This is a genomic window from Lentimicrobium saccharophilum (assembly GCF_001192835.1).
GTDB lineage: Bacteria > Bacteroidota > Bacteroidia > Bacteroidales > Lentimicrobiaceae > Lentimicrobium > Lentimicrobium saccharophilum.
This window is the reverse complement of the sequence record NZ_DF968183.1, coordinates 1023973-1050043: the sequence shown is the minus strand read 5'-3', so window position 1 is coordinate 1050043 and position 26071 is coordinate 1023973. Positions and strand designations below refer to the sequence as shown.

Here is a 26071-nt window from a genome sequence, read left to right as displayed (position 1 = left end):
CTTTGATTGTTGGATTTCAATTTTTCTGCATCGCTTCCATTTCATTATAAACAATATCCGGTGTCCTGCAAAAAGATCTGATATTGTCATGAAAAATCAGGTGAAGGTAATCGTCAGTGTTATACATTCGGGTCAGTAAGCGTTTATGACCTGGTCTGATTGATTTTTTGTCAATGAATAAATTCCTGAAATAGTCTGATCGAGGGATGAAATGATCTGTTTCAACGTACGGATTAAACTTTTTAATTTGCCAACGGAGCAGAAGGTTGCTGTTCCTGTTGTTGAATCTGATAATCTGGAGCATTGCAGGGCGAATACGGCTTTCAAGTTTCAGGGAAACGGGGAAAGCCGTGGATCTGACAGAATTGGATTTTTGCTCGGTTGCCGCAATCTTCGCATGTGCTTTTTGAGAACGTATCAGGCTTGCCGGTAACGAGTGATAGGCTTTAAGTATTTCTCTGTCGGCAAATGGGGTGACAGGCGTCAGAAAGTGCTGTGCACGCAGCAGGATCGGCTGGGTGTTGCGAAATGAGCGGTTGTCAGTGTCGTGGTGAATCTCTGTGTCAATCAGGAGCTCCGATTCCGGATACTCCTTGTATAGTGATGTATATTGATTCCAGATGTCATATTTATTATAGCAGGTCAGCGATTCCTTGAAAATTTCGCGTGTAACACCTTTGGTAATCCAATCAAAAATGCCATGGATCATATCATCACGGGTTTTAATACCAGGAACCCTGAATGAAGGCATCTTGCCCGAACTCATGTCTCCGAAAAGTCCCATCAATGCCGTTGAAGAATAGCCGGATGCCAGACTGCCCAAAGCGCCCCATGAAAATGTTGGCGTTGTGCTCATTGCAATCATAAACGCGAGGCGACGGTCAATCGAATATGACTCAAGTACATGTAAGTCTTTTTGCAGCAATTCTGCAATTCTTTTTACGTAAGGGTAATCAAAAACCCCTGTTCCGTCTTTGAAAACATAAGGTATATATGGTATTTGGTTGTGTTCCATGAATGGCAGAAATATCCTGCTGTCTTTTCCTTTCGACATGAAAATTCCAAGTGGCTCTTCAACCTGCTGGTAAAGTTTCTTAAAAAAAGAATCAATGACATGCTTCAGGCCTTCGATGTAACTGTTGTCCGACATTTTCCTGCTTCTGTCGAACTTCTGGTAATACTTCCGGTAAACGACTGATTTCCCCTTCCGGATATAGATATCAGACGGTACAATGAGGGTTATCTCATTGAATTCAGTATTTCTGTATAGCGGATATTCCAACTGAAGTATTTCTGCAATTGATTGTTCATTGATTGAAATCTGCAGAGCCGGATTTGATGCCAGCGCAAAAACATTATTGCTGATAGCGAAGACTTTGCTGTTGTCATAAACATAAATCCTGTTACCACCCAACTGGTCATTGAAAATGATCAGGGTGTCGGTTTCATAAAGATAGGAGAAGCCTGAATATCTCCCGTTGAGTTCTTTAAGTTTGTCCGGATTCCCTGATCTGCATATATTCAGAATTTCTTCAGCAAGATAATTTCCTGCATCTTTCCTGTTTTTAATTAAGCTATCGGGAGTGGGTGATTCATAAAACGTACCCTCTATAAAAGCAAAATCCCGTTTATCCCTGATAAAGCCACAAATGTCCAGTTTGTGAATTTCGTCAGGAATCAGCAGCGCAAAGATGAATTTACCCAGGGAGTAGATATGTGCCCTGTTGCCAAACCCGCCGAAAAAATTCCTGATGCCTTCAGAAAGGATGTTCTGGCTTCTGTCCGGGTCATTCGGATCCGATTCAACAAGAAGATATCCTGCCATTTTGGGCTTGATCTGCTTGTCAATATCGATTTCATGAATAAACTCTTTCATGTACTGATAATTTTAGACAGTTAATACATCAGCTCAGAAAATGAAACAAAAGAATATCCGGTATTTCTAAGGTGAGTCAGTAATTCCTGAATCATGTCCAGATGATTACCATGGAAGCGGTGATGCATCAGAATCCCGATGATGGATGTATGTTTTCGGGCTGCTTCAATCTGGTAAAGAATTTCCTGAAGGTTGTAATGGTCAGCTGTTTCATATCCTGTGTATTTTCTGATCAGGTTCACCGAAACCGAGATTTCGCTGAAGTTGTAATTACTTCTGACACCCGGATGATAGTTGACGGATTTTCCAAAAATGAAGTCCTTTCCAAGCGAACGGCCAAGGAAATTTTTTAACCTGGCTTTCATGGTAAATTTGATCTTCGAAGAAAGTATTTTAAATCCGCAGTCAGAAAGAGCTCTCAGGGAACCGGAATTATAAGTGCCGTAAGGAAAAGTGAAAACAGGGGACCAGTGTTCAGAAAAATATTCATACATCAGGTCTTTCCCTTTGAGAATGTCATTGTATTGATCGGCGTAATTCCGGGAGCCACCGAATTCCATCTTTATGCCCGGGTTTTCAGCATTGTGATTGTAACCATGCTGTACGATGTCAATTAACCGGGGGTAGTCTGTCTTTAATGATTTTAACCAGTTGACAACTTCGGGCGTGATGTTTGCAGGCTCTACAGCATGGGCAAGCGGAATCTGTTGTTTCAGAAATAGCTCTGTCAGACTGATCAGGGTGTAGTCAAGGCGCTCCCTTACGTCATCATTCCGGAAAAAAATAACCGGCCTGTCGCTAACTTTCATATTGTTAATTTATATGATTCGGCCCAAATGATTGGCTGCTGTAATGAAATACCAACAATCCAAAGCAGTTCTGGTTTGTAAGGGTTGAAAAGAAAATTCTGCTAAAAGTAAATAAATAAGTGGCACATTTGGCCGGTAAATTCATTATTCGGATGACTCCCTTTCTTATAACCGGCGAATGCAATATCTGATTGTTTTCCTTAAGGCTTTGATAAAATGAAGGTTATTTAAATAATTTCAGGTAGCAGTTACGGGTTTCTTTCCCAATACTTTCCCAACCATAATTTTCAATGGCCCATTTTTTAATAAAACCCCTTGTTTCCGAGAGTTTAAGATACATCTCCGAACTAAAGAAGTCAGTAATGGTTTTGGAAAGCATTTCCGGTGTATTTTCTTTGATTATCATGCCGGTTTTACCTTCCAGCATGTCATTTTTAAAATTTCCTATATCTGTCACAATAATTGGTAATCCAAAGGTATATGCCATAAAAATGACACCTGACTGATATATTTTTCTGTATGGCAGTACGATGCAATCAGCAGCTGTAAAGTATTGCTCTACATCCTCATCAGGGATATAGCATATTCTGTAATTAATCAGCTGACTGTGAGTGGAGTCCGAAATGTCGGATAGTATTTTTCCAGTGTAATTCTCATCTTTTGAGTTACCGGCGATGAGCAGCCGGAAATTGTCTATAATGTTATCAGGCAAGAAGTCAAGACATTTGATCAGGATATCAAGCCCTTTATAATGATCGATATTGCCGAAAAACAGCACTGTTTTTTCATTGTCACGGATGCCAAGCAATTCTCTGCCTTCCCGGGATTTCAATCCTTTGTGACTGACCCTGTTGTTCAAACCATGCCTGACAACGGAAATTTTAGAATCCTGGGTGCCAAATTCAGTAATCAGTTCAGATTTACTTAAAGGAGTATGCACAATCAGGTGGTTTGATATCCGGTAAAGATATTTTAGCGTCAGCCTGTTAATCTTTGAATCTTTATTGTCTCTGCTGCCGGCATTTATATTGTGAACGGTCAATACAACCTTGTTGCCCATCATTCTGGCAATCGTTGGCAGAATAAGCCTGTCAATAAGTTTATATCTGTCAAGCCATTGAAAATGAACAATTCCCGGAGAAGAGGTGAGAAGGTACCATATTTGTCTGAAATAAAACCGCACGATGTTTAACCCTTTACTGAAAAAGGAAGAATTCTTTGGCAGAAACCTGAAAACCGGAATATATCTGACATTGGGATATTGAAGGAATAAATCACCGGTTACATCGGCATCCAGAACATTAATCTGGTCTTCTTTAAACTGGGCAAGTCCGGAAACCAGCCCGTACAAATAATCAACCTGTCCTGCACCATTAAAAATTGAAACTTTCATTTTTTACTATTTCAGTTGGGAATCGCGTTTTTTAAAACCCGCCAGGCTGAGAATTTTCCATTTAAAAAATCCGCCGATGTAATATATGTATTTGTGAGCCAATGCAATATATGCCACCGGTGAGGTGGCGTATTTGTGATAGAAAAGAACATCCTTCTTCACATTATTGTTTGATTTGATATCGGTCAGTGATTTAATAAGCAATCGGAAACTGTTATAATGATGCAGCCCGGAATTGCTTTTGTCGTTCCATATCTTCAGCAATGGTGATACTAAAATACGGTATCCCGCAAGTTTTGCCCTGAAAGTGAAATCACTGTCACCATGATATTGGGGGAAATCAGTTGCATTAACGTATCCAATCTTCTCGAAAACGGAACGGTGTATAAGTGTCCCCATTCCGGGGAGCCAGTCAGCTTCAATAGGCCGGCTGAATTGCTCTGAATCTTTCTGAAGCATCCCGATGGTATATTTTCTGCCGGACCTGGTATCGAAAATTCCTCCCATTGACCAGATAACTTCCGGCTTGTCAGCAAAATATATTTTCGAGCCAATAATTGTATTTTCCTCAGTTTCGCTGGCTATCAGCAGCAGATTCCTGAAATAATCGCCGTCCGTATGTATATCATTGTTCCACCAAAGAACATAATCACATTTAAGTTCATCAATGGCATACTGAGTTCCCTTATTGATGCCTCCTCCCCACCACAGACTGCCATCTCCATTCAATATTACGGTTTCAGGATAGTTGGCCTTAATCCATTCCTGGCTTTTATCTGTAGATCCATCATCAATAACAACGATGGTGAATTTTTTTGTTTCGTTGCTGAGCAGGTTGATCTGATGATACAAATCCTTCAGGCACTTTGAAGTGAAATGCAACCCGTTATGCACAGGAATAAGGACGGCTATGTTTGCTTCGTTCATTAGTAAGTATAGTTGTTTTCCACCGGATTTTCTTCAGCAGTGTTTGCAACCGCATCAGGGTCGCTGCCTGCAAGGGCTTGTTCTTCTTCCTCCAGTTCGCGATTATGTTTGTCGACATCAGCCAGGTATAAGATAATGCTGATGGTAACAATTGAATTGGCATCCCCAAACGGACCTGCACCGGTAATGCCTGTTAATATCACAAAAAGAAAAAAGTATTTAATGTAATTAAGATCATCGCTGAAACTTGTTTTCAGCGTCCGGTAAAGGATAGAGAATACACCAGCAAGAAACAGAATTCCGAATTTGCTGTAGTCTCCAATAATGCCGACATCGGATTGATAGAAACCAAACACATCCTTGTACATCTGTATTGTCATTCCATAGCCCGAATTTGCACTGTCAGCGCCATTCCCTGTTAAGTAGGCGAGGTTGTTCGGGAAAAACTCTGTGAGGAAGAATGTGCCGGCCAATACCCTTATATTTTCTTCAAAGCCTACACTCTGCTCTTTCGATAAACTGATAATGCTTGTAAATATATCCTGAAACATCAGTACAACCGGAATCGCTGCAAACATCGCAAGTAAGATCACCATTAGTTTTGATTTTACTTTGCGGCTCATCAGGATATTGAGCATAGTCAGAAGGAACATGGAAAATAAAAGCTGCCGGGTACCCATAAGTATAATCACACTGAAAAACAAAAACAACATGCCGATTCCCCTGAGCGATAATTTGTCAAAACTTCTGTTCAGTACATAGAAATATGCAAGAATCATATATGAAAGGCCAACCTGAAAAATCCTGATGGTTCCCCTTTCCTCAATCACCCGGACCCTGAAAATAATTGTTGGATAGGCAAAATACTGGATAATATAAAAGAACACATAGATCAGGGCCAGATACAGGATGATTTTTTCCAGTTCTTTATCCGGAATTCTCAACATGTGCAATGCGTAATAAAAAAAATAGAAATACATAAAACGTTGCGCAATCAGTGTCGTCTGAAAATTCTGATTATGCGCCGAATATGCCATAAACATACTGGTAACCAGTGCGAGAAGAATCAACCCGACTTCCCACTTATACGTCATCCTGAAACCTTCCCCTTTGTGATAAATCAACTGAAGCACAATCACCAGCAGGATAACACCAATTCCGGCAATTTCTGCAACTTTTGTAATCTCTTTGCCTATAAAGGCAAAATTGAAGAGCTCAAGCGATGTAATAATAATAAAAAGCGCGATGACTCTTTTGACCATTTTTATTGCAGATTGGAATCTTCAGTTTTACGTGCAGAAATCAGCGAAAAAGCAACCATAAAGTTACGTAACTTAACAATACACCGGGATGAATTGTTTCTACACCTCCTGCTGCATTATAACAAGGGGCGTATTAGGTATCTTTCACCGGTCCTTATTTGACTACGCTGGTTATATTTTATTAATTCCCTGATCTGGCCAATCTGATATCCTGATTTATACTTGAAACTGCTGAGTCCCATTTTGTGTTGACAGGCAGGAAAATAAAGTTGTGTATATATTGCGCAGTCTTGAAATGATCTTCTTTCTGCAGACTGACGGGATCAACTTCCAGTTTTTTAAGTATCCAGGCCTTCGGATCAAGATAATAGCAGAAATAACCGGCATCTTTAATAAAATCGATAATCTCACTGATATTTCTTTGATAATGGCGCTGTTCTATTTCAATCTGCAGAACGGGCTTTTGCTCTTTCAGTGTTTCAATTCCACCTTCAATTACTTGTAGTTCATGGCCTTCTACATCAATTTTTACAAATCCGATTTTTGATATATTTTTTTTCTTTACAAAGCTATCAATGGTATCTGTGCTTACATCAATAACACGGGATTTTGTTTCATCGTTTTCTTTGTAACTGACATTCAGGGTGCCCCTCGACTTAAACTCTTTTCCGCAAATGGAAGGGATCTTAAACTGCTTCTCGCTGATTTCATTGGAGAATGCCATTTTGTATATGTTTGATTTTCTGAACAAGTATTTTAACCGGGTATATAGTTCAGGGATTGGTTCAAAGGCATAAACCGATTCGCCGGGAATGAATTTCTGGGCGAAGGATGTGTAAATTCCGGTATTCGCGCCGATGTCAAAAAATAAAGTATTATCATTAAGGAAATACGGCATAAGGAGCAGCTCTCCTTCCTCCGCAGGAATGTTATTCCAGTTCAGGTTTTCCAGAAACCTGTAATGGCGCTTCTTATAGGCAGAGGGGAAAACCTTGATCAATTGTGTTTTTAAAAAATCCTTCAGATGATTCATGATGTTTTTTTTTGAGCAAATTTAATCTCCGATTATTGATTATTCTGTTTTGCAACCCGGTGTTTGGCAGATATGCATCCTGACTGATGCTGATTTTCATTTACTTGCCCCAGATGCCGTTGTCTTTGCCGGTGATGATCTTTCTGTATTGAATCGGTGCAATGATTGCACCAGGAAGATAAGTAACGCAAGAACCCAGGATTACTCCGGCCGAGCCCAAGCCAAGATACCTCGCAAAGAATACTGAGACGGGGATATTCAGAACTGCCACAATCACACAGACATAGAGCTGCAGGGTAATTTTGCCGGTTCCGTTAATGAAATAAATGAAAATAATGTACCAGATGTAAATTCCGATGAAAAGTGCAGTGAATGCTGAAAGCAGGAAAGGTATTTCCACCTTGTCACGTATCCAGACATGATAGAAATATGGCGCAATAACAAGCATTGCAGCGAGAATAAAGAGTATAGCTATCCAGCCTTTTACAAGATTTCCGGTCACCCTGCGAATCCAGGCAAAATCCTTCTTAATAAAGGCTTCTGTATATGCTGACCAGTAAGTGTTTGTAATTATGGTGAATAGCATAAGCAACAGTCCGAAATACTTATAGGCAACATTATAAGCAGTTACTGCCTCAGGGCCGACAACCCGTGTAATTATAAAGTTGTTGGTCGACATGATAATCACCACTGTAATCTGAATTATAAAAAATTTCGCTCCCAGCCCTGTAAGGTCTTTAAAATACTTGAAATTAATCAGCCTGATGGAGGGCCGGTAGTCCCGGTAATCGTGTCTGAAGAAATGGATCGTGGCCAATGCCAGCACCAGAACAGGCGCAGCTCCCAGGATAATTCCCAGCACAAGCAGGGATGTTTCCGAAGTCTGGATCAATACCAATACGGCCAGCAGAGATATCAGGTTTGCAAGCGGATCGAAAACATTGCTAAGCGCGGGCCGTTGGTCGGCAATAATAATAATGGCAATTAATCTGAGCGTAAATCTGAGCAGAAAGAACCCAAAAGTAATAATTACCAGTATGTTAAGCTCGTCTGCCAATGATGCCGGGGCCTTGAGGATTTCGTACCAGCTTAGCAACGGATTGATTGCCATAAAGACCAGGAAGAATGATCCGAACAGCAGGCTTAAAGAGGCATAGGCAGTGCTCACGTATATCCTGGCCATCTGATGTTCCCCTTTGGCCAGTGATTCCGCGAACCGGTTTCTCAGACCGTTGCCCAGCCCGATGTCAAAGTAATTCACCCAGGCCAGGATGGAACTCATTGTAATCCATATACCGTATTCAACCTCACCCAGATAACCGATAAGTAACGGTACGAAGATAAAACCGACAATTATACTGACACCTTTAATGAAGAAAGATGCGAGAATGTTTTTTCTGGCTTTTACACTGCGGCTATGACCTGAATTGAACCTTTCTATGTAGCGCAGGAGCAGTTTCTTCATAATCCGCTTTAAGGTAAAATTGCAGTAAAGTGTTGATTTTATTATTCAGGTTATCATGCCCGCCGGTGTCAATTGTTGAAAAAGTCAACTACCCGTTCCGCAAATATAGTGTAAAGCTTTAAATACTTCCGGAGCCTTCTTTCAATTTCAATACCGGTTAATCATCAAAGGCATCAAATTTTATACCTTGTGCCAATGGCAATTCGGTGGAAAAATTGATGGTGTTTGTCTGCCTCCGCATATAGGCTTTCCAGGCATCGGAGCCTGATTCCCGGCCTCCGCCCGTTTCTTTTTCACCCCCGAATGCACCGCCGATCTCTGCTCCGTTTGTGGCAATGTTTACATTCGCTATGCCACAGTCGGAACCCTCGTGTGAAAGGAAGCGTTCTGTTTCTATAATGTTTCTTGAAAAAATTGCTGATGAAAGTCCTTGTGGAACGGCATTGTGCAGTTCAATTGCCTCATCGAGCGTCTTGTATTTGATCAGGTATAAAATGGGCGCAAAGGTTTCCTCCTGAACGATACTGAAATCGTTTTCAACCTCGGCAATACAAGGTATGACGTAACATCCCGATGCAAATTCTTCACCACTAAGAACCTGACCGCCGTATACTATTTTTCCGCCTTCTTCAACGATCCTGGCCTGAGCATCAAGAAACGCTCTGACCGCATCCTTGTCAACCAGAGGCCCGACTACGGTTGACGGGTCCAGCGGATGCCCGATCCTGAGTTGCTTGTAAGCATCGATCAGTTTATCGCGGAATTTATCAAAGATACAGTCATGGATCAATAACCGCCTGGTTGACGTGCACCGCTGTCCTGATGTGGCTACTGCCCCGAAAAGGCTGGCCCGTAAAGCCATGTTGAGGTTTCCGTATTGCGAAACGATAATGGCGTTGTTTCCGCCCAACTCAAGGATACATCGGCCCAGACGTTCTCCGACTGTTTTACTTACATGCCTGCCCACCCTGGTGGAGCCAGTGACAGAAATCAATGGAATGCGCTTGTCCGAAAGGAAGTTATCTCCCATGTGTTTAGAGCTTCCCGCGATCAGATTCAGCACACCTTCTGGAACTTCATTGTCGGCCAGCACCTTTTCAATGATTTTATGCACAGCGATCGCGCTCAACATCACTTTGGATGAAGGTTTCCATATTACCACATTTCCGCAAACCATTGCTATCATGGCGTTCCATGCCCAAACGGCGACCGGGAAATTAAAAGCGGAAATCACTCCGACAACACCAAGCGGGTGATACTGATCGTACATCCGATGGCGCTCCCTTTCGGAATGCATGGTGAATCCATATAACTGTCTGGAAAGTCCGACTGCAAAATCTGCAATGTCAATCATTTCCTGAACTTCACCCAAACCTTCCTGGTATACTTTACCCATCTCATACGACACCAGTGATCCGAGCGGCTCCTTGAATTCCCTCAGCCTGTTTCCGATCTGCCTGACAATTTCTCCTCTTTTAGGAGCCGGAATCATTCTCCATATTTTGAATGCTTCAGTTGCTTTTTGAGTGATGACAGCGTAGTCATCTCCGGTGGCAAGTGTTACCGAGGCAATCAGTTTGCCATCGGCGGGGGAGTAGGATGGATTCGGTCCTCCTTTCGTATCAATCCATACTGTCCCGGAAGTTGCACCCTTGTTGTGTTCTGAAATGCCTAAACGGGAGAGAAATTCAGCAATTCTGTGATTGTCGGAAGATATCATGTTATTGGTTTTTATGCAACAAACAACAATTGATGGAGTTTGTTCTTCCGCCACCAGAAACCTTGTAAAATGAAATCTTAACTAGCTATAAATCAGGGGACAAGATATTCATGAAGAAATGCCGGAGCTTGCGATTTTTCAGATAGTCTGGGAATTACACGGGTTTGCCCGAGATTTTCTATAATCTGTAAGCCATCTTTCAGTATAAAACTGATAAAAGCTTCGGCAAGCGCTTTGTTTTTGCTGTTGTTAAGGATGGTGAGGCCATAAACCATGGCTTCACCATGCTGAGTGATTTTGTCCCCTGGTTTATTGCCTGCTATTTCCACTGAAACAGTCTGATAAAGATCTTGGAGGCCTGGTGAAGCGAGGTTAATGCTGTCAGATAATTCCAGATATTTTAGCTTATGTTGTATGGCAACTGATTTATAAAGAAATATATAATCTATTGATCCTGATTCAAGTAATGCCAGAAGGTCAACTTCTTTTGGCCTGATGAATTTATTGTCTTTCTGAAGAAAGTTCTCCGTCAGACCGGGCTGATCGAGGAATTTTTCTGTCAGTTTCATGGTAAGGATGGCCCTGTAGCCACAGGGATCTGAATCGGGATCGGAGCGCCCGAACCTTACTTCGGGGTTCATTAGAATTTTATACCAGTTATCCGCAGATAATGAATCAGCCAGCCTGGAATCTGAATGGTAAACAATGGACATTTCATTGCCGGCAAACAGCAGGTTCCAGCTTGCGTAATCCGGGATCAATAATTTATCTATAAGGGTGTAGTCCGCTGATGCCATTATATCGCAAGGCTTATTCAGGTCGGTGATTTTCCTTATTGAAGCAAGGCTGCCGGCAGACTCGGTGAGTATGCTGACTTCAGGGTGAATCCTGCAGAATGAATCGGCAAGTGCTTTAAACGGAACCGAAAGGCTGCCAGCATGAAATATCGTCAGTTCACCTGATAAGTCTGTTGACTGCTTCTCTGACTGATTGTTCCGGCATGAACTTATGAAAATCGCCGAAAGCAGAAGCCAGGCTGTAAAGTATACCATTCCACTTTTATTCATCTGAAAGAAGCTGGTGCTTGAGTACTTTAAAATGATGCTGCATGATTTCGTCCATATTCTCATGGAAATTATCAAATGCCCTTATAAGTTTCCTGCCTTCGGGAGTCAGGGTACTGCTTCCGCCATCTGTTCCTCCCCTGGTCTTCTCCAGCAATGGAAATCCCAGCCGCTTTTCAATGCTTTTGAGATCATTCCATGTCCGCCGGTAAGTAATGCCCAGCTTTTCGCATGCTGACATCAAGGATCCGGTTTCATCAATGGCTTTAAGTATTTTATATTTACCATCGCCGAGAATGCCGTTATCATCCTTGTCCGTGAACCATATTTTGTAATGCAAACGAAGCTCTTCGTACTTACTTGCTTTCATTTTTTTGATCCGTTAGATGAATACTTTCTGTCTGGCAGATTGAACAAGCCCCGTAAACCGGGGCTTTATCTCTATCGGTATAAACAACGGTAAGCGGTGTCACCTTTCATCCGTACCCCGAATTTTACATTTGCCGGAACAATGAATGTTTCAAAAGGCAAAAATGTTTTCCACCCGGATTCCCCCGGAAGTTTCACATCCATTTCTCCTGAAATAACAGTCATGTATTCGACAGAAGAAGTGCCGAACTCATATTCACCGGCTGCCATAACGCCCACAGTTGCCGGACCTTCAATGGTTTCAAAGGTGATCGATTTTACTTTTCCGTCGAAGTAATCATTGGTTTTGAACATAGCTTAAAGATTATGGTTTTCCCTGGCAAATCTAATTATTTTAAAGGGGTAAACCAACAGCCGGAGTATTATTTACAGATTTCTCAGGTCGCTGAACGTGCCTGATGCCGGGTGATCTGAGAAAATCAGCGGGATGATTTTTCCGGCCACTTCGTCAGGATTACTCAGGCGGTGATTATTATAAAGATCAATAAATTTGTTGCGCATGGGAAACTGACCTGCTGAGGTAGCCCTGATCTTTTCCTGCATGGGCGTTTCTACAATGCCGGGCGCCAGCGAGATGATCCTTACTGGAAACTCTTCAGATGACTGCTCTATAGCAATGCTCTTTGTCAGCATATCCAATCCGGCTTTTGAGGCACAGTAATTGCTCCATCCGGCATAAGGATTGTGTGCAGCCCCGGAACTGATGTTCAGGATGCTTTTGCTGATCTTTAGTGGCCGGGTAAAGCGGATAAATTCATTGATCAGCACAGCTGGCGCAATCAGGTTTGTTTTATGGTGTATTTCAATCCGGGTTGCATCCATTTTGCCTGAAGGTCCGATTGGCTCTATGGTTCCGGCGTTGTTAATCAGGGAAATTCTTTCGGGATTTACATCCTGAAGGGATTTAAAAATGCTGTCCATAAGCTCAGGTAATTTGTCTGTTTGGCTCAGGTCGAATGTAAAGTGCCTGAAGAAACTGTTGTTGGTTTCCGCAAGCCGGTTTAAGCTGGTGTTCTCATTGCGCGAGATGCTGATGACCCCTTCCCGTCCGGAGAGCAGGTTCCGGGCAAGTGAGCTGCCGATTCCCGAGCTGGTACCTGTAATTATGTATGCATTCATACCGTAACAATTTTTAGTTGCGGCAGGTGATGAACATTTGAACTTAGCCGCTGTTATTTCGTCGGTTAAAATTACACCTTTTAAGATTTTTAATATGAATAATGCCATATTTGTTTTTGATTACCCTGAAAATGAACCGGTAAAGTCTTATTCACCAGGGACTCCGGAGCGTCGTAATCTGCAGAAGGAACTAGACAGGATGTCTTCCGAAACGGTGGATATCCCGCTGATCATTGGCGGAAAAGAGGTCAGAACCGGGGATACTGAACCGGTAGTGATGCCGCACGATCACGGGCATATCCTGGCAAATTATCACAAGGCCGGTCCTGAGGAGGTTAAGATGGCCATTCATGCAGCCCTGAAGGCCCACAGGGAGTGGGAGTCATTTTCTTATGTGGAGCGCGTTTCCGTTACCCTCAGGATAGCTGAACTTATCTCTAAGAAATACAGGGCAACCCTCAACGCTGCCACCATGCTTGGCCAAAGTAAGAACGCATATCAGGCTGAAATCGACAGCGCCTGCGAAACCATTGATTTTCTCAGGTTCAATGCGCATTACATTTCTGACATTTACCATGAACAGCCTCATTCGGATCCTGGCTTTATCAACAGAATTGAATACCGTCCGCTTGAGGGATTCATCTTTTCGCTTACTCCGTTCAATTTTACCGCAATAGCATCCAATCTCAACATGTCGCCCGTGTTGATGGGCAATACAGTCCTTTGGAAACCCGCTTCCACTTCAATTCTGTCAAACTACGTGCTGATGCAGATATTCCGTGAAGCCGGACTGCCTGAGGGGGTGATAAATTTTATTCCTGGAGCCGGATCGGTGGTCGGCAATGCAATATTTACAGACCGGAATTTTGCCGGATTGCATTTCACCGGGTCCAACGTAACCTTTAACCGCCTGTGGATGAATGTTGCCCAGAATCTGAGGAATTACAAATCATACCCTAAAATTGTGGGCGAAACAGGAGGTAAGGATTTCATTGTTGTTCATGAATCGGCGCACGTGGATGAAGTTTCTACAGCAATTGTCCGCGGAGCTTTTGAGTATCAGGGACAGAAGTGCTCAGCTGCTTCCAGGGCTTATCTGCCTGCATCGCTCTGGCCTTTAGTACGCAACAGGGTAGGGGAGATGCTCTCGGAGGTAACCGTTGGTGATGTGCGTGAATTCAGCAATTTCATGAATGCAGTGATTGACGAGGCATCGTTCGATAATATCATGAATTATATCTCAAAGGCAAAGCAATCGCCGGATGCCGAGGTGATATTCGGAGGTAACGGGGACAAGTCGAAAGGCTATTTTATTGAACCAACCGTTATTCTGACGAAAGATCCCCATTTTATTACCATGGAAGAAGAAATTTTCGGCCCTGTGCTTACAATCTATGTTTATGAAGATAAGGATTTTAACGAAATGCTGAAACTGGTGGATGAGACCTCACCTTATGGATTGACCGGGGCAATCTTTGCGCATGACCGTCAGGTACTTGATAAGGCCAGCAAAGCGTTGAAGTATTCAGCCGGGAACCTTTATTTCAATGATAAACCAACAGGCGCCGTGGTGGGTCAACAGCCTTTCGGGGGTTCCCGGCAGTCAGGTACAAACGACAAAGCCGGTAGCCACCTTAACCTCATCCGCTGGACGAGCCCCAGAACAATCAAAGAAACCCTGCTGCCTCCTACCGATTTTCGTTATCCGTTTATGAAGGAAGACCGTTGTCACTGATCTTAATTCAAGTCCTGAATCTGAGTCACTGAATTAATTAATTCAGAAACTGATTACTTGTTTTGCAAATCGTGATTAAGTGATACAGCGAAGTTGAGCGCATGTTGAATCCGCCGATATTGCGCTTTTGTGAATTGCTTGAACCCTGAATAAGTCAGCCGTCTTCCGGAAGGAAACGGGACAGATCAAAGGAACTTTTCTTTATGGTTAAATTTTATTTATTGGTGGCTTTTTATGAGTAAGCGAACCCTGGTTTCAAAAATGGAGGATTTTTTTTCAATAGTTCTGAAAGATCCTGACAGAAAAAGCATGCCATTAATAATCAGGGAGTATGCAGGTTTTCTGGTCAGCAAGCCTTCCGTTGCGGAGCAGTATTTTCCAAAATTTCTTTACAGGAAAGGAGTGGACAACTGTAAGGATTACCTGATGACCCCTGCCATACAGCAAAAATGCTGGGCACTGAATGATCCAAACTATTATTCTCTGCTGGATAACAAATACCTGTTTGAGCGCTTCTGTAACCAGCATCAAATCAGCATACACCCGAGCATAGCCCAAAGCTATAATTCCCTTGTCCTTATTGATAACAGGGTTCTGCAAATTAATTCGCCTGAAGAATTCCTGGGTGTCATTGAATTGCTTACGGCAAAACTTGTCGCATCGGAATTTATTTTTATTAAAAAGATGCATGGATCAGGAGGGGGCAGCAATATTTTCAAGGTATCTTTTTCTTCGTTGAAGAGAGATAAAGTTGAACTTGAAAAAGTTTATAATGCAGTAATCCGGTCAGATTTTATTTTTCAGGAGCAATTGCAGCAGCATGAGGCAATTAACCGCTTAAATCCATATTGTGTAAATACGCTCAGGATTGAAACTTTTACCAACAGACATAAAGTTTCACGTATCATGTCAGGAAATATCAGGATCGGATTGAACAAAGCGCACGTTGACAATGTGTCAAAAGGAGGGGCGTTTGTTGGGGTAGACATGGAGAAGGGCGTTCTGAGGGAGGAGGCATTTTCTGATTTTACCCATGGCAGGGGCAAAACGCATCGCGTGCATCCGGAAACCGGACTTCTCTTCAGAGATTATCCTTTGCCATATTTTAAGGAGATTGTCAGCCTGGTTGAATCTGCCGCCAGCATAACTCCCGGATTAAGAATCATTGGCTGGGATGTAGCCATTACCGACAAGGGTCCGGTACTGATAGAAGCCAATGAACAACCAAGTCTGATGTTTGCAGAAATTGGTCAGAAAGGAATGATAAAAAACCCGGTATTTATGGAAATGTATAATGAAGTGACCGGGAAATATTAAGCGTTGTTGTATCGGAGTGTTTTGGATTTCCGATTTCTGGTGCATCTGCTGGTGTTGTTGAATAAAATAATAAAAGCTGCCTTTGATTAATAAGGCAGCTTTTGTCATTAATTGATTAAGAGAACTATTGCAGCGGAGCAACCACCTCGATCAGTTCAGGAAGGTCCATGCCGATCTTCTTCAAATGCTCGATTTTCGGAACGCCATTGCTGTTCCACCCTCTCCTGAAGTAAACGGCATCCAGTAATTGCTCGTAACGGTCTTCGCGATACTTTCGGGTGGCGGCCATTTTTTCTTCCAGCGTCATTTTTGAAGGATCAAGTCCCTGCAGTTCTGAAAGCTGTTTGTCATAACGCTCCTGGCGCGACAGGTATTCCTCGGCTGTCACAGGGCCGGCCGCCCGGTAAGGCTGCGCATCATGTTTCCTGAGGCCGTAACCGCGACGGATATTAAAGATGCGCTGGAAATTGTATACCCTTTCCGACTGGCGGATAATTTCGTGCTTATCGATATTATTGCCGGTTACTGCATTGTATATGGTCACATAGTTGTCAACATGTTCCGGCACTTTTGCCGGTTCACCGCTTAGTGCATTGCTTTCAGGCTCCACGTCATTCCAGGGTAATTTGCAAAGCCCCTGTAAACCAAACCATGTTCTGAACATCGGGAAGTAATGCAACGCTTCAGCTTTGTTTTCAAAAGTAGGAATCTGGTTATTTACCATGTCCATGAAAATAAGCCAGGCTTCATCATGCTGAGGGCCTTTATTGGTCATGGCGTATCCGCCCTGCTGAGCCAGTGATTCTTTAGAGATGTATTGTGAATATTCCAGTCCCTTGTTTTCCATTCCTATATCCTGAAGAAACTGCGGATCTCCCCATCCGTTGGCGATGAACATTTCCTTCATTTTTCTGACTCCGAGTCCGGCAATCTTGCCAAAGCCTTCACCCCTGGCAACCTGATGCAGCAATTCCATGGCATCATCGGCATTCCCGAAGTTCAGTTTAAGGCCACCGGTGCGCTCGTCGTTGAGAACCCCTGCTTCGTAGCACTCCATAACAAATCCAAGGATGGTTCCCCATGAAATGGTGCAAATGCCATAGGTGTCGCAATAGAAGTTGCCCTCAATGGTAAAGTCGGGATTAAAGATACCGGCAATGGAGCCGAGAGAAGAAGCGGTTTCATATTCCGGTCCGTCTACAATGACTTTGGAACCTTTGTACGGGCCCGAACGCAGCTCATAATTATCCACGCCCTTGGCGCATGACATGTTGCATCCGATCCAGCAGCCATCGGGAACACCCTGTGTAAATCTTTCCTTGTATACCTCGGAGTGAATTTTTATTGCATCCGGATGGCTGCCGAACTTGAAGTTATTGGTAGGCAGCAGGTCATAGTCGTTCATGACATTGGTGAGGTGTGCCGTTCCTTTTGAGCGCATTTCACACTGCTTGTCATCGAGTTCGCGCATTTCACGGTTGAACCGGCGCCCGCGTTCCATGATGGCATCAAGGTCAACCACGTTGTTAAGATTGCCTTTTACTCCCTTGGCTTTGGCTACCAGGGCAAGAATCCCTTTATCGCGGAAAACAGTACCGATACCGCCCCGGCCGGCTTGTTTAAGCCTGACAACTTTACGTTTTGAATCGAAGAAGCTGAAATTGAGCATACCGATAAGGGAATGTTCTGCCGCTGTTCCTGCCGAAACCACAGATACATTTTTGCGCCCGCTTTCTTCCTCAGCAAATATTTCGGTAAGTTTTTCAGCCAGCAGATGACTGTCTCCCGGGAGATCAATGGTTTCATATATCTCAATTACTTCACGGGTTTCGTCGAACAGGATTACCAGATCCTTTTCACTTTTACCCTGAAGTTCTAATGCATCAAAACCGCAGAATTTGAGAAAAGGGCCAAAGTAACCACCAACATTACTGTCAATTACAATGTCGGTTTGAGGTGAGATGGTAACCACCAGTGACTTTCCGGTTCCGGAATATTGTGTAATTCCGCAGATTGGTCCCATGCCGATTACGATCTCATTGTCAGGATCGTTCCACCGGGTGGTGGGTGTAGTGGCATCCCACAAAAGCCTTAGCCCAAATCCTTTACCACCGATGAATTTTTCTTTCATTTGAGGGGTGACCGGCTTTTCAAGAATGTCATGGGTTCCAACATTCACATAAACCGTTCTGTTGTTGTATCCTTTTTCAATCGGGGCCCATGAATAGCGGTACTCCTTGATCAATCGCAGTGAGTCTTTTAAAACTGTAAGGTCCATAGAAATATTCTGATTTTGGGTTTCCTGTTATTCGGTTCACAAATGTACAAAGTTTTGTAAACGCCCAACCTTTATTCATTGAAAATTAGCGATATGACTGCATTTTCATATCCGGTGGGTTATATAAAATAATAAATTCCGGCTTTCATGAAAGTGTGCTTATTGACATTCTTCAGGGCGTTATCCATAGACTTATTTTTCTATTTTTGCATCAGAGGGAACAGTTATAACTGAAAACGGATTGTATATGTCATTTGAAAGAGCTGCCGAGATCAGTGTTTATCTGAAAAAATATACAGTTGGAATTGCAGGCTGTGGCGGCTTGGGATCGAATTGCGCCGTCGCTTTGGCGCGTGCCGGCGTTGGCAAACTGGTTATAGCTGATTATGACATCGTCACCATTCATAATCTGAACCGGCAGTATTACTTTCATGACCAGATCGGCCGGCTGAAAGTACATGCACTGAGGGAAAATATTCAAAGAATCAATCCTGATGTTTCCGTTAAGGCTTTTGATCTTAAACTGTGTACTTCCGATATTGTGGATTTGTATTCGAAATGTGATGTTATCGTTGAAGCTTTTGACAAAGCAGAGATGAAGTATATGATCATTGAGACCGTACTGTCCAGAATTCCCGGAAAACCGCTTGTGGTCGGGGTAGGTATGGCTGGATGGGGAAATACAAACCTTTTGCATTGCAGATATTCTGAAAATCTGATTATCTGCGGGGACGAGTCTTCTGAAGTCTCGGAATCACTGCCCGTGTTAGCCCCCAGGGTAGGTGTCGTTGCGAATATGCAGGCCAATGAAGTCCTGAAAATCCTTCTAAAGGAGTTTAAACCTGTTCACGAATAAGGGAATTATCATGAAAATCATTCTCAATAACAAGTCTGAAACGTTCGATAAAGAGCAATTGACCATATCGGAGTTGCTCGCTGTGAAGAATTTCACTTTTAAAATGCTTGTGGTAAAGATTAACGGCGAGCTTGTCAGGCGTCATGAATTCGACAAGTCGACTGTCAGAGACGGGGATGATGTTATGGTTTTGCACCTTGTATCCGGTGGTTGATGTCAGATAACTTCCGCCACTACAAAAGCACTGCCACCTACAAAAATCAGATCATTATCAGCCGCCGCATCAACAGCTGCATGATAGGCAGCCGCCACTGACATATAGCTATCGCCAAAAAGCTCAAACTCAAGGGCCTTTGCCTGGAGTTCCTTTGCATCGAGCCCCCTTGGAATATCAGCTTTACAGAAATAGTACCTGGCATTCATAGGCAGGAGTGAAAGCATTTTCGTGATGTCCTTGTCGTTGACAACACCGATAACGAAATGTAACTGGTTGAATTCCATGCTGTTAAGCTGATGTACTATTTCGCTGATCCCGTCGGGGTTATGACCGATATCGCAAATGATGAGCGGTTTTTCCTTAAATACCTGCCACCGTCCGGCTAATCCTGTGTTCTGAATGGTTTTGTGAATACCTGCGGTAACCGTAAGGTTGGCAAAAAATGCATAGGTGGTTTGAAGAAGGTCGGTAGCTGCGATAACAGTTGCAATATTCTTTAGCTGATAATTTCCTGTAAGTGGTGATTTAAGAATACTTTTCTTTAGCGAATGAAATGCGGTCACCATCATTTCTCCTGCCACCGGATGCCTGCCATCCTTAACAACCTTAACAACCTCATCCGCGAAAAGAATGGGAGCATTCTTTTTTGACGCTGTTTCCCGGAACACCTCCGCTGATCCCGGCAGGGTTTCCCCGATTACCACAGGTACTTCGGATTTGATGATTCCGGCCTTTTCAGCAGCGATCTCCTGCAGGGTCTTTCCCAGGAATTGAGTGTGATCATACCCTACGTTGGTAATTATTGAAAGCAATGGGGTAATCACATTAGTGGAATCCAGCCGGCCGCCCATACCCGTTTCAATGATTGCTATGTCAACCTGCATTTCTTCGAACCAGCACATTGCCATGGCAAAGGTCATTTCAAAGAATGACGGCTTGATCTTTTCGAAATCCTGCTTATACTTTTCGATGAAACCGGTTACAAAATCCCGGGAAACCATTGTTCCGTCCACCTTGATCCGTTCCCTGAAGTCTTTCAGGTGAGGAGAGGTAAATAATCCGGTTTTCAGGCCATTTTCCTGCATAATGGAGGCCAGCATATGCGAAACGGATCCTTTGCCATTGGTCCCGGCCACATGAATGGACCTGAATTTCCGGTAAGGATGCCCGGTGAGTTCGCACAGGGCAATGGTGTTATCCAGATTTGCCTTGTACGCTGCTGCTCCGATGCGTTGAAACATGGGCAGCCTGCTGAACATGTAATCCAGGGTTTGCTGGTAATTCATCGGGCATGAATTTAGTTCAACTCGAAAATATATGTAATCGTTCCCCTTTGTTCTTCAGGGGCATCTTCTTTAGCACTGAAACGGGCTTTCATAGCTGCCTCCTTTGCAAGACGGATAAGTTCGGCATTTGAAGTCGTACTACCCCTGGAAGGTGCGTTGATACGGGTTACTTCTCCGGCTCTGTTTACATAGATGGTAACCACAACGGTTCCCCTGTCACGGAAAGTATTGGGCGGCGGAGGTATTTGTCTGCGGGTGCGTCCTTCAAGACTAAAGGAAACGCCGCCACCGGCACCGCCAATTCCGTCATACCCCTGTGCATCCGGATCTCCGGTGGGTTTCCCCTGATCGCCCGGTTTCCCGGTTGTACCCTGATTGCCTCCCTGACTTGAAGTGCCCTGCTTGGGCTTATACATAGCATCCGGATTGACAACCGGTTGCGGTTTGGGCTTGGGTTCCGGCTTTACAGCCGGCTTAGACTCGGTTTTTACAACCTCGGCCGGTTTTTCTTTTCTTACCGGTTGTATGGCAGGTACTTCCTCTGAGTCGTCTGTTACAATATCCTCATTTGACGCTGCAGGCTGGGAAGGGGCGGGAATAGCTTCTCCCGTGGCCAGTTCACGGGGTTGCAGTTCGCCCATGCCTTCATCGGAATAGCCCAGGTTTACTTCAACTCCGGCTTCTTCAGGAAGTGGAAGGGGAGTCCGCAAAGCCAGAAAGATAAGCATGACCAGCAGCAACGCATGAAATATCACCGTTCCCGCTAGGCCCTTTATTTTATCTCTGTCCATACGATCAGTCTGTCCGGAATTTATAACAAAAATACTGCCACAATTTCAGGGTTCATTTGGCCGGCTTGGTGGCAAGAATTACTTTATGCCTTGTATTGGTAAGTTCATTTACCTGGTTGACTGCATCGATCAGGGTAACAACATACTGAACCGGAACCTGCTGATCGGCTCTGAGCACAACTGATGCATCCTGTTGCCCCTGGAGTTTATTCCCGATTGTTTCGACGAGAAACTCCGGATTTACCGGGGTTTCTTCAACAAAATAGCTGTTCGTTGCATCAATATATACTGTAAGCGACTGCCTGGCCATTGTCTTGCTTGAACTGGATGGCAACAGCAGCTTGATGGCGTTGGGACTTACCAGTGTGGATGTAAGCATGAAAAAGATCAGCAACAGGAAAACCAGATCCGACATGGATGCTGTGCTGAACTGCGCATTTATTTTATTTCTGGATTTGATTGCCATAGTTTTCTGATGAAAATCAGTTTAAAGAAATAGAATCAGTCTGAGATTCAGGATGCCGGTTCGTGCAATAAATCAATGAATTCGGTAGCCCTGGCCTCGAGAATGAAAACAACTTTTTCAACCCTTGCGACAAGGATATTATAGCAGATGTAAGCAATAATACCAACAATGAGACCGGCAACTGTGGTAATCATCGCCTGGTAGATACCACCCGACAGCAAACCGATATCAATGTTGTTTCCTGCCATGGACATATCGTAAAATGCCCTGACCATGCCGATTACAGTGCCAAGAAATCCTATCATGGGAGCCGCTCCGGCAACAGTTGCCAGTCCTGCTATATTTTTCTCAAGTTTGGCGACTTCAAGCTTGCCGACATTCTCAATCGCGGCATTGACATCGTTCAGCGGTTTGCCAATCCTGATTATTCCCTTTTCTATCATTCGGGCAATCGGGCTATGATTGTTTTTGCAAAGGGATAAGGCTGAATCGATCCTTCCATTATGGATAAAATCCCGGATATTGTTCATGAAATTGTTTTCTTCGCGGGATGCCCGGTTGATTATGATATATCTTTCAATAAAAATATACACGGCAAAAAGCGACATCAGTGCCAGTGGCAACATAATCCAGCCACCTTTCAGGGCAAGTTCCCAGATTGAAAGTTTAATCTCTCCGGCGGCTTCAACCGGTAAAGCTCCGGAAACAAGCGTGTCTGCAATGGCCCCCGCGGGCTGGGTGATTTGTAGAAGAATTCCTGAAATCATTGTGAATTATTTTTATCAGGGTAAAATTAGTGTTTATAACGAGCAGGATTGTTGCATCGCGATTTATTCTATCAACATCCTGATGTTAATATTTAACTCACAAAGCGGCTAAATATTTTATCATAAAAAAAAGGAAGCAGGAGAAAACGATGAACTGTCTGTTCTCCTGCCTCACAAATGTTATTGTAATAATTACATTAACAGAGAGATAACTACTTTCAGCAGCAGCGATATCCCGATCAGGATAGCCAGAATAATTAAAAATGGCTTAAATCCTGACATGCCTGATTTTTCTGAACTTTCAGCTGACATGGTCGTGTGAATTAAATTTTGAATCCTTTGAAAACCAGCAATATGATTGGTCTGAAGCCGGAAACCGGCAATGGGAAAGGGATTCTATATCCTCAATACACAGAAAAGATTGAGAAGCTCTGTTGATTCAGGGAAGGTGAGTTTAGTCCGGAAGATCCCAGGTAAAAGATTTAAGAGTCTTTGATAATAATAGCGGGGTTTGAGAAAAACATCAGGTGCTGAATTTTCCTGACTTAGCGGGGTTTTCTCAAATCCGGTTTCCCTGTTTTCGGGGCATATGGGCAGGAGTGCGAATGTTTTCTGTCCGTAAACAAGCTCTGAGTCGCAGAGATGATCTCCCTGCAAATCAGGATAAGTCACATGCAACGACAGATAAAACGTAGCAATCAATAAAATAAAATATATTGCTCTGTTCCGGGGTTTCATCTGACCGCCTATTTGTTCATTATGTTTGCACGCGCAAAGTTAAGGATTAATTGACCGGATAACTGTCTGGCTGATAAGTTTTCCGGCGAGAGAAAGCAGCATTATTTTTTTGAATAATTTATGGATTCCCATTCCGAAAAGACCGGTGAAACTGGGTTGAGTGAATTAACTTTAGGCATGAGCGCAAGTTTTTTGATGCTGATCTGTCAAAATATTAATATATTTTCCGTCATCCAAATGAGTTTAAAACAGCATTATGACCGACAGTGAATTGATTTCAGGCCTTGCTGCCGGAGACCCTGAAGCGGGGCGGTTTTTGGTTAAGACACATCAACTGCAGGTCATCAATGTATGTCTCGGCCTGTTGCACAACCATGAAGATGCTGAAGATATTGCCCAGGATGTATTTGTGGAAGCCTTGAAAAATGCGCACCGCTTCAGGGGGGATTCAAAAATCAGCACCTGGCTCTACCGCATTGCCGTGAACAGATCGCTGAACCACATCAGGAACAACAGGAAGAAACGGTTTCTGTATGAAATCGGAGCAGTGTTCGGACTGGCAGATGATGTTGATAATCATAAATCCGGGGAACCATATACAGAGGATAATCAACTGGAGTCAAATGAGTTGAGGCATTTGCTGAAATCTGCAATTGACAGTCTGCCTGAGAACCAAAGGGTTGCTTTTACGCTGAATAAATTCGAAGAACTTCCTTATGCTGAAATTGCGGAAGTCATGCAGGTCAGCCTCCCGGCAGTGGAATCATTGATCCACAGGGCAAAAATTAACTTGCAGAAAAAACTGAAAAATTATAAGAATCTTTAATATGCGCAAGTAATCAGCGCAATTTGTGTCAAACTTAAAAGCTTAGTCAGATGAAATGCCGTGATGCTCAAAAATTAATCCTTGATTACACTGCCTCTGCAGATGTGCGGCAGTACAATCCGGATTTGGACCGGCACCTTCAGGAATGCATTACCTGCCGCAGGTTTTCTGAATTATATTCAGAAGCCTTTCAGGTTGTTGCTGCTGAAAGGGTTACTGAAGAAAACCCCGAATTCTATTACAATGTAATAAGCAGGTTAAGGGCCGGTAAAGCCAACCGTTTCGAGCATGGCTGGTTAAAAATAAACACCTTTCAGTTTGGTACCTCTCTCACCGGCCTTGCTGCGGCAGTCTTCCTTGGAATATGGCTTGGAAGCAGGGTATTAGTGCCTTTTTTCAATGGTTATGTTGTTCGGGAAGATGCAGCTTCCGGCTTGCAGGAAGCCTATGCGCAGGAAATCATGCAGCAGGAAGCTTCACTTGAACGGCTGGAAACGTATTTTTTTGATAACGAAAAAAACGAGGATAAATGATAACTGCAAGAACCAGCAGGATTATACTGCTTTTGATTATCCTACTGACTGTCATTAACCTGGCAGCTGTATTTACCGTTTATTATAAAGTGAGACAAACTGAAACGGCTACGGATCAAAAATCAGACAGCAGTATGTTTATGTGGGAAAGGAACAGGCCCCGGCCGGCTATGATAATCCGTGAAGCCGGTTTTGATGAAAATCAGGCCATGCAGTTCCATGATTCCAGGCTCAGACAGCGCGACTTAGTAGCTCCTTTGTTTGCCGAATTAAAGGATCTGAACGGAGAACTGATAGCTGAAGTGATGAAAGATCATCCCGATTCTCTCAGAATCGAACAATTGTGCTTTTTAATAGGAGATATTCACGGAGAAATCAAATTAAAAACGGTTGGGCATATGCGCGATGTATGGAACATTGCCAGACCTGAACAGCGGGATGAACTCGTGTTATTCTATCATGAGTTGCTGAAGGGCGATGTTCCGCCGGCCGGCCGGGGAGAGGGACACCGGTTTCGCCGTGGCAGACGATAATGAAAACTGACAAACCAATAAACTGCAAACTAACTTTTTTTTCAACAGTCAAATTTTAATGTTATGAAAATCAACAAAATGAAATTAATCGCCCTTATTGCCGGAATGGTAATGTTAACCGTTACTTCAGCTGACCTTTCAGCCCAAAGACCTGGCCGGGGTTTCAGAGGAGGATACGGACCCGGAGGGGGACAGGAAATGCAACGTCCTGCCAAAGGCTATTGGGCTGAAGATATTCCCGGTCTTACTGATGAGCAGAAAACCAGCATTGAAAAGCTGAGAACTGCACATTTTCGCAAAGCGGAATTGTTGCGTGCAGAAATCGGAGAGAAACAGGCCAGGTTACGTACCCTTCAGCTTGCTGAAAAACAAGATGAAAAGGCCATAGATAACGCTATTGACGAGATATCAAAACTTCGCGGTGACATCATGAAAGAAAGGGAAGCACACCGTCGCAGCATCAAGGCATTGCTGAATGATGAGCAGAAAACCTGGTACGATAACAATTGCGGGCGTGGTTATGGCAGAGGCCGGAACGATGTTAATATGAAGCCAGGTCGCAGGGGGCCGGGCATGCGTAACGGAAGGGATTGCCCGTACTATGATTAGGTGAAGGAATGTTTTCAGGAAT

General features: G+C 43.5%; 25 protein-coding genes. 8 read left to right on the top strand and 17 right to left on the bottom strand.

Going from position 1 to position 26071, the window contains the following annotated elements; translation table 11 throughout:
* Window positions 1–16 precede the first annotated feature (16 nt).
* The 12 genes from TBC1_RS16165 to TBC1_RS16110 form a co-directional block, all read right to left on the bottom strand.
* Window positions 17–1876 carry an asparagine synthetase B family protein gene (locus TBC1_RS16165; protein WP_062045097.1) on the bottom strand — a complete coding sequence of 620 codons (1860 nt, stop codon included), beginning with the start codon at window positions 1874–1876 and terminating at the stop codon, window positions 17–19.
* Between the two features lie 20 nt (window positions 1877–1896).
* The gene (locus tag TBC1_RS16160; protein ID WP_062045094.1) at window positions 1897–2685 is read right to left on the bottom strand and encodes a DUF2334 domain-containing protein; all 789 of its coding nucleotides are present in this window, start codon (window positions 2683–2685) and stop codon (window positions 1897–1899) included.
* 223 nt (window positions 2686–2908) lie between these two features.
* Window positions 2909–4078: a glycosyltransferase gene (locus tag TBC1_RS16155; protein ID WP_062045092.1), complete on the bottom strand. Its 1170-nt coding sequence runs from the start codon at window positions 4076–4078 to the stop codon at window positions 2909–2911.
* A gap of 6 nt (window positions 4079–4084) precedes the next feature.
* Window positions 4085–5005, bottom strand: a complete 921-nt coding sequence (locus tag TBC1_RS16150) for a glycosyltransferase family 2 protein (protein ID WP_062045091.1) — start codon at window positions 5003–5005, stop codon at window positions 4085–4087.
* Window positions 5005–6267: a hypothetical protein gene (locus tag TBC1_RS16145; protein WP_062045089.1), complete on the bottom strand. Its 1263-nt coding sequence runs from the start codon at window positions 6265–6267 to the stop codon at window positions 5005–5007. The genes TBC1_RS16150 and TBC1_RS16145 overlap by 1 nt, the downstream gene beginning before the upstream one ends.
* A 181-nt stretch (window positions 6268–6448) precedes the next feature.
* Complete coding sequence (locus TBC1_RS16140; RefSeq protein ID WP_062045087.1) at window positions 6449–7300, bottom strand: FkbM family methyltransferase; 852 nt, start codon at window positions 7298–7300, stop codon at window positions 6449–6451.
* 100 nt (window positions 7301–7400) lie between these two features.
* Window positions 7401–8765 carry a lipopolysaccharide biosynthesis protein gene (locus TBC1_RS16135; RefSeq protein ID WP_062045085.1) on the bottom strand — a complete coding sequence of 455 codons (1365 nt, stop codon included), beginning with the start codon at window positions 8763–8765 and terminating at the stop codon, window positions 7401–7403.
* Between the two features lie 157 nt (window positions 8766–8922).
* Complete coding sequence (gene amaB, locus TBC1_RS16130; protein WP_062045083.1) at window positions 8923–10485, bottom strand: L-piperidine-6-carboxylate dehydrogenase; 1563 nt, start codon at window positions 10483–10485, stop codon at window positions 8923–8925.
* 92 nt (window positions 10486–10577) lie between these two features.
* Complete coding sequence (locus TBC1_RS16125; protein ID WP_236695689.1) at window positions 10578–11552, bottom strand: extracellular solute-binding protein; 975 nt, start codon at window positions 11550–11552, stop codon at window positions 10578–10580.
* A complete protein-coding gene (locus TBC1_RS16120; RefSeq protein WP_062045079.1) occupies window positions 11545–11919 on the bottom strand; it encodes a winged helix-turn-helix domain-containing protein in 375 nt (124 codons plus the stop codon). Before TBC1_RS16120 ends, TBC1_RS16125 begins: the two co-directional genes overlap by 8 nt.
* A 71-nt stretch (window positions 11920–11990) precedes the next feature.
* On the bottom strand, window positions 11991–12272 hold the full coding sequence (ppnP, locus tag TBC1_RS16115; RefSeq protein WP_062045077.1) for a pyrimidine/purine nucleoside phosphorylase: 282 nt from the start codon (window positions 12270–12272) through the stop codon (window positions 11991–11993).
* Between the two features lie 72 nt (window positions 12273–12344).
* The gene (locus TBC1_RS16110; RefSeq protein ID WP_172668923.1) at window positions 12345–13097 is read right to left on the bottom strand and encodes a (S)-benzoin forming benzil reductase; all 753 of its coding nucleotides are present in this window, start codon (window positions 13095–13097) and stop codon (window positions 12345–12347) included.
* 94 nt (window positions 13098–13191) lie between these two features.
* Here TBC1_RS16110 and pruA point away from each other — a divergent pair, with 94 nt between their 5' ends.
* Together pruA and TBC1_RS16100 are read left to right on the top strand one after the other, a co-directional pair.
* Complete coding sequence (gene pruA, locus TBC1_RS16105) at window positions 13192–14832, top strand: L-glutamate gamma-semialdehyde dehydrogenase (RefSeq protein ID WP_062045073.1); 1641 nt, start codon at window positions 13192–13194, stop codon at window positions 14830–14832.
* 234 nt (window positions 14833–15066) lie between these two features.
* A complete protein-coding gene (locus tag TBC1_RS16100) occupies window positions 15067–16149 on the top strand; it encodes a sugar-transfer associated ATP-grasp domain-containing protein (protein ID WP_062045072.1) in 1083 nt (360 codons plus the stop codon).
* A 124-nt stretch (window positions 16150–16273) separates the two neighbouring features.
* Here the strand turns inward: TBC1_RS16100 and TBC1_RS16095 are convergent, their stop codons facing one another.
* Entirely contained in the window at window positions 16274–18427 is a 2154-nt protein-coding gene (locus TBC1_RS16095) for an aldehyde ferredoxin oxidoreductase family protein (protein WP_062045069.1), read from the bottom strand.
* A gap of 247 nt (window positions 18428–18674) precedes the next feature.
* Here TBC1_RS16095 and thiF point away from each other — a divergent pair, with 247 nt between their 5' ends.
* Both thiF and thiS read left to right on the top strand, forming a co-directional pair.
* Complete coding sequence (gene thiF, locus TBC1_RS16090) at window positions 18675–19283, top strand: sulfur carrier protein ThiS adenylyltransferase ThiF (protein WP_062045068.1); 609 nt, start codon at window positions 18675–18677, stop codon at window positions 19281–19283.
* A gap of 10 nt (window positions 19284–19293) precedes the next feature.
* Window positions 19294–19497, top strand: a complete 204-nt coding sequence (gene thiS / locus TBC1_RS16085) for a sulfur carrier protein ThiS (RefSeq protein WP_062045066.1) — start codon at window positions 19294–19296, stop codon at window positions 19495–19497.
* A 2-nt stretch (window positions 19498–19499) separates the two neighbouring features.
* Here thiS and TBC1_RS16080 read toward each other — a convergent pair whose 3' ends face one another.
* From TBC1_RS16080 to TBC1_RS16065, 4 genes are read right to left on the bottom strand one after another with little or no spacing between them, the layout of a single operon-like run.
* Complete coding sequence (locus tag TBC1_RS16080; RefSeq protein ID WP_062045064.1) at window positions 19500–20786, bottom strand: bifunctional folylpolyglutamate synthase/dihydrofolate synthase; 1287 nt, start codon at window positions 20784–20786, stop codon at window positions 19500–19502.
* An 11-nt stretch (window positions 20787–20797) separates the two neighbouring features.
* Window positions 20798–21577, bottom strand: a complete 780-nt coding sequence (locus TBC1_RS16075; protein ID WP_062045062.1) for an energy transducer TonB family protein — start codon at window positions 21575–21577, stop codon at window positions 20798–20800.
* A 52-nt stretch (window positions 21578–21629) separates the two neighbouring features.
* A complete protein-coding gene (locus tag TBC1_RS16070) occupies window positions 21630–22043 on the bottom strand; it encodes an ExbD/TolR family protein (RefSeq protein WP_062045060.1) in 414 nt (137 codons plus the stop codon).
* Window positions 22044–22090: 47 nt separating this feature from the next.
* On the bottom strand, window positions 22091–22810 hold the full coding sequence (locus TBC1_RS16065; RefSeq protein WP_062045058.1) for a MotA/TolQ/ExbB proton channel family protein: 720 nt from the start codon (window positions 22808–22810) through the stop codon (window positions 22091–22093).
* A 994-nt stretch (window positions 22811–23804) separates the two neighbouring features.
* Here TBC1_RS16065 and TBC1_RS16055 point away from each other — a divergent pair.
* The 4 genes from TBC1_RS16055 (at window position 23805) to TBC1_RS16040 (ending at window position 26049) form a co-directional block, all read left to right on the top strand.
* Window positions 23805–24374 (top strand): RNA polymerase sigma factor, encoded by a 570-nt coding sequence (locus tag TBC1_RS16055; RefSeq protein ID WP_062045054.1) that lies wholly within the window; start codon window positions 23805–23807, stop codon window positions 24372–24374.
* Window positions 24375–24424: 50 nt separating this feature from the next.
* A complete protein-coding gene (locus TBC1_RS16050; protein WP_062045052.1) occupies window positions 24425–24907 on the top strand; it encodes a hypothetical protein in 483 nt (160 codons plus the stop codon).
* Window positions 24904–25440, top strand: coding sequence for a hypothetical protein (locus TBC1_RS16045; protein WP_062045049.1), 537 nt, complete (start codon window positions 24904–24906; stop codon window positions 25438–25440). Before TBC1_RS16050 ends, TBC1_RS16045 begins: the two co-directional genes overlap by 4 nt.
* Before the next feature lie 63 nt (window positions 25441–25503).
* Complete coding sequence (locus TBC1_RS16040; protein WP_062045047.1) at window positions 25504–26049, top strand: Spy/CpxP family protein refolding chaperone; 546 nt, start codon at window positions 25504–25506, stop codon at window positions 26047–26049.
* Window positions 26050–26071 lie beyond the last annotated feature (22 nt).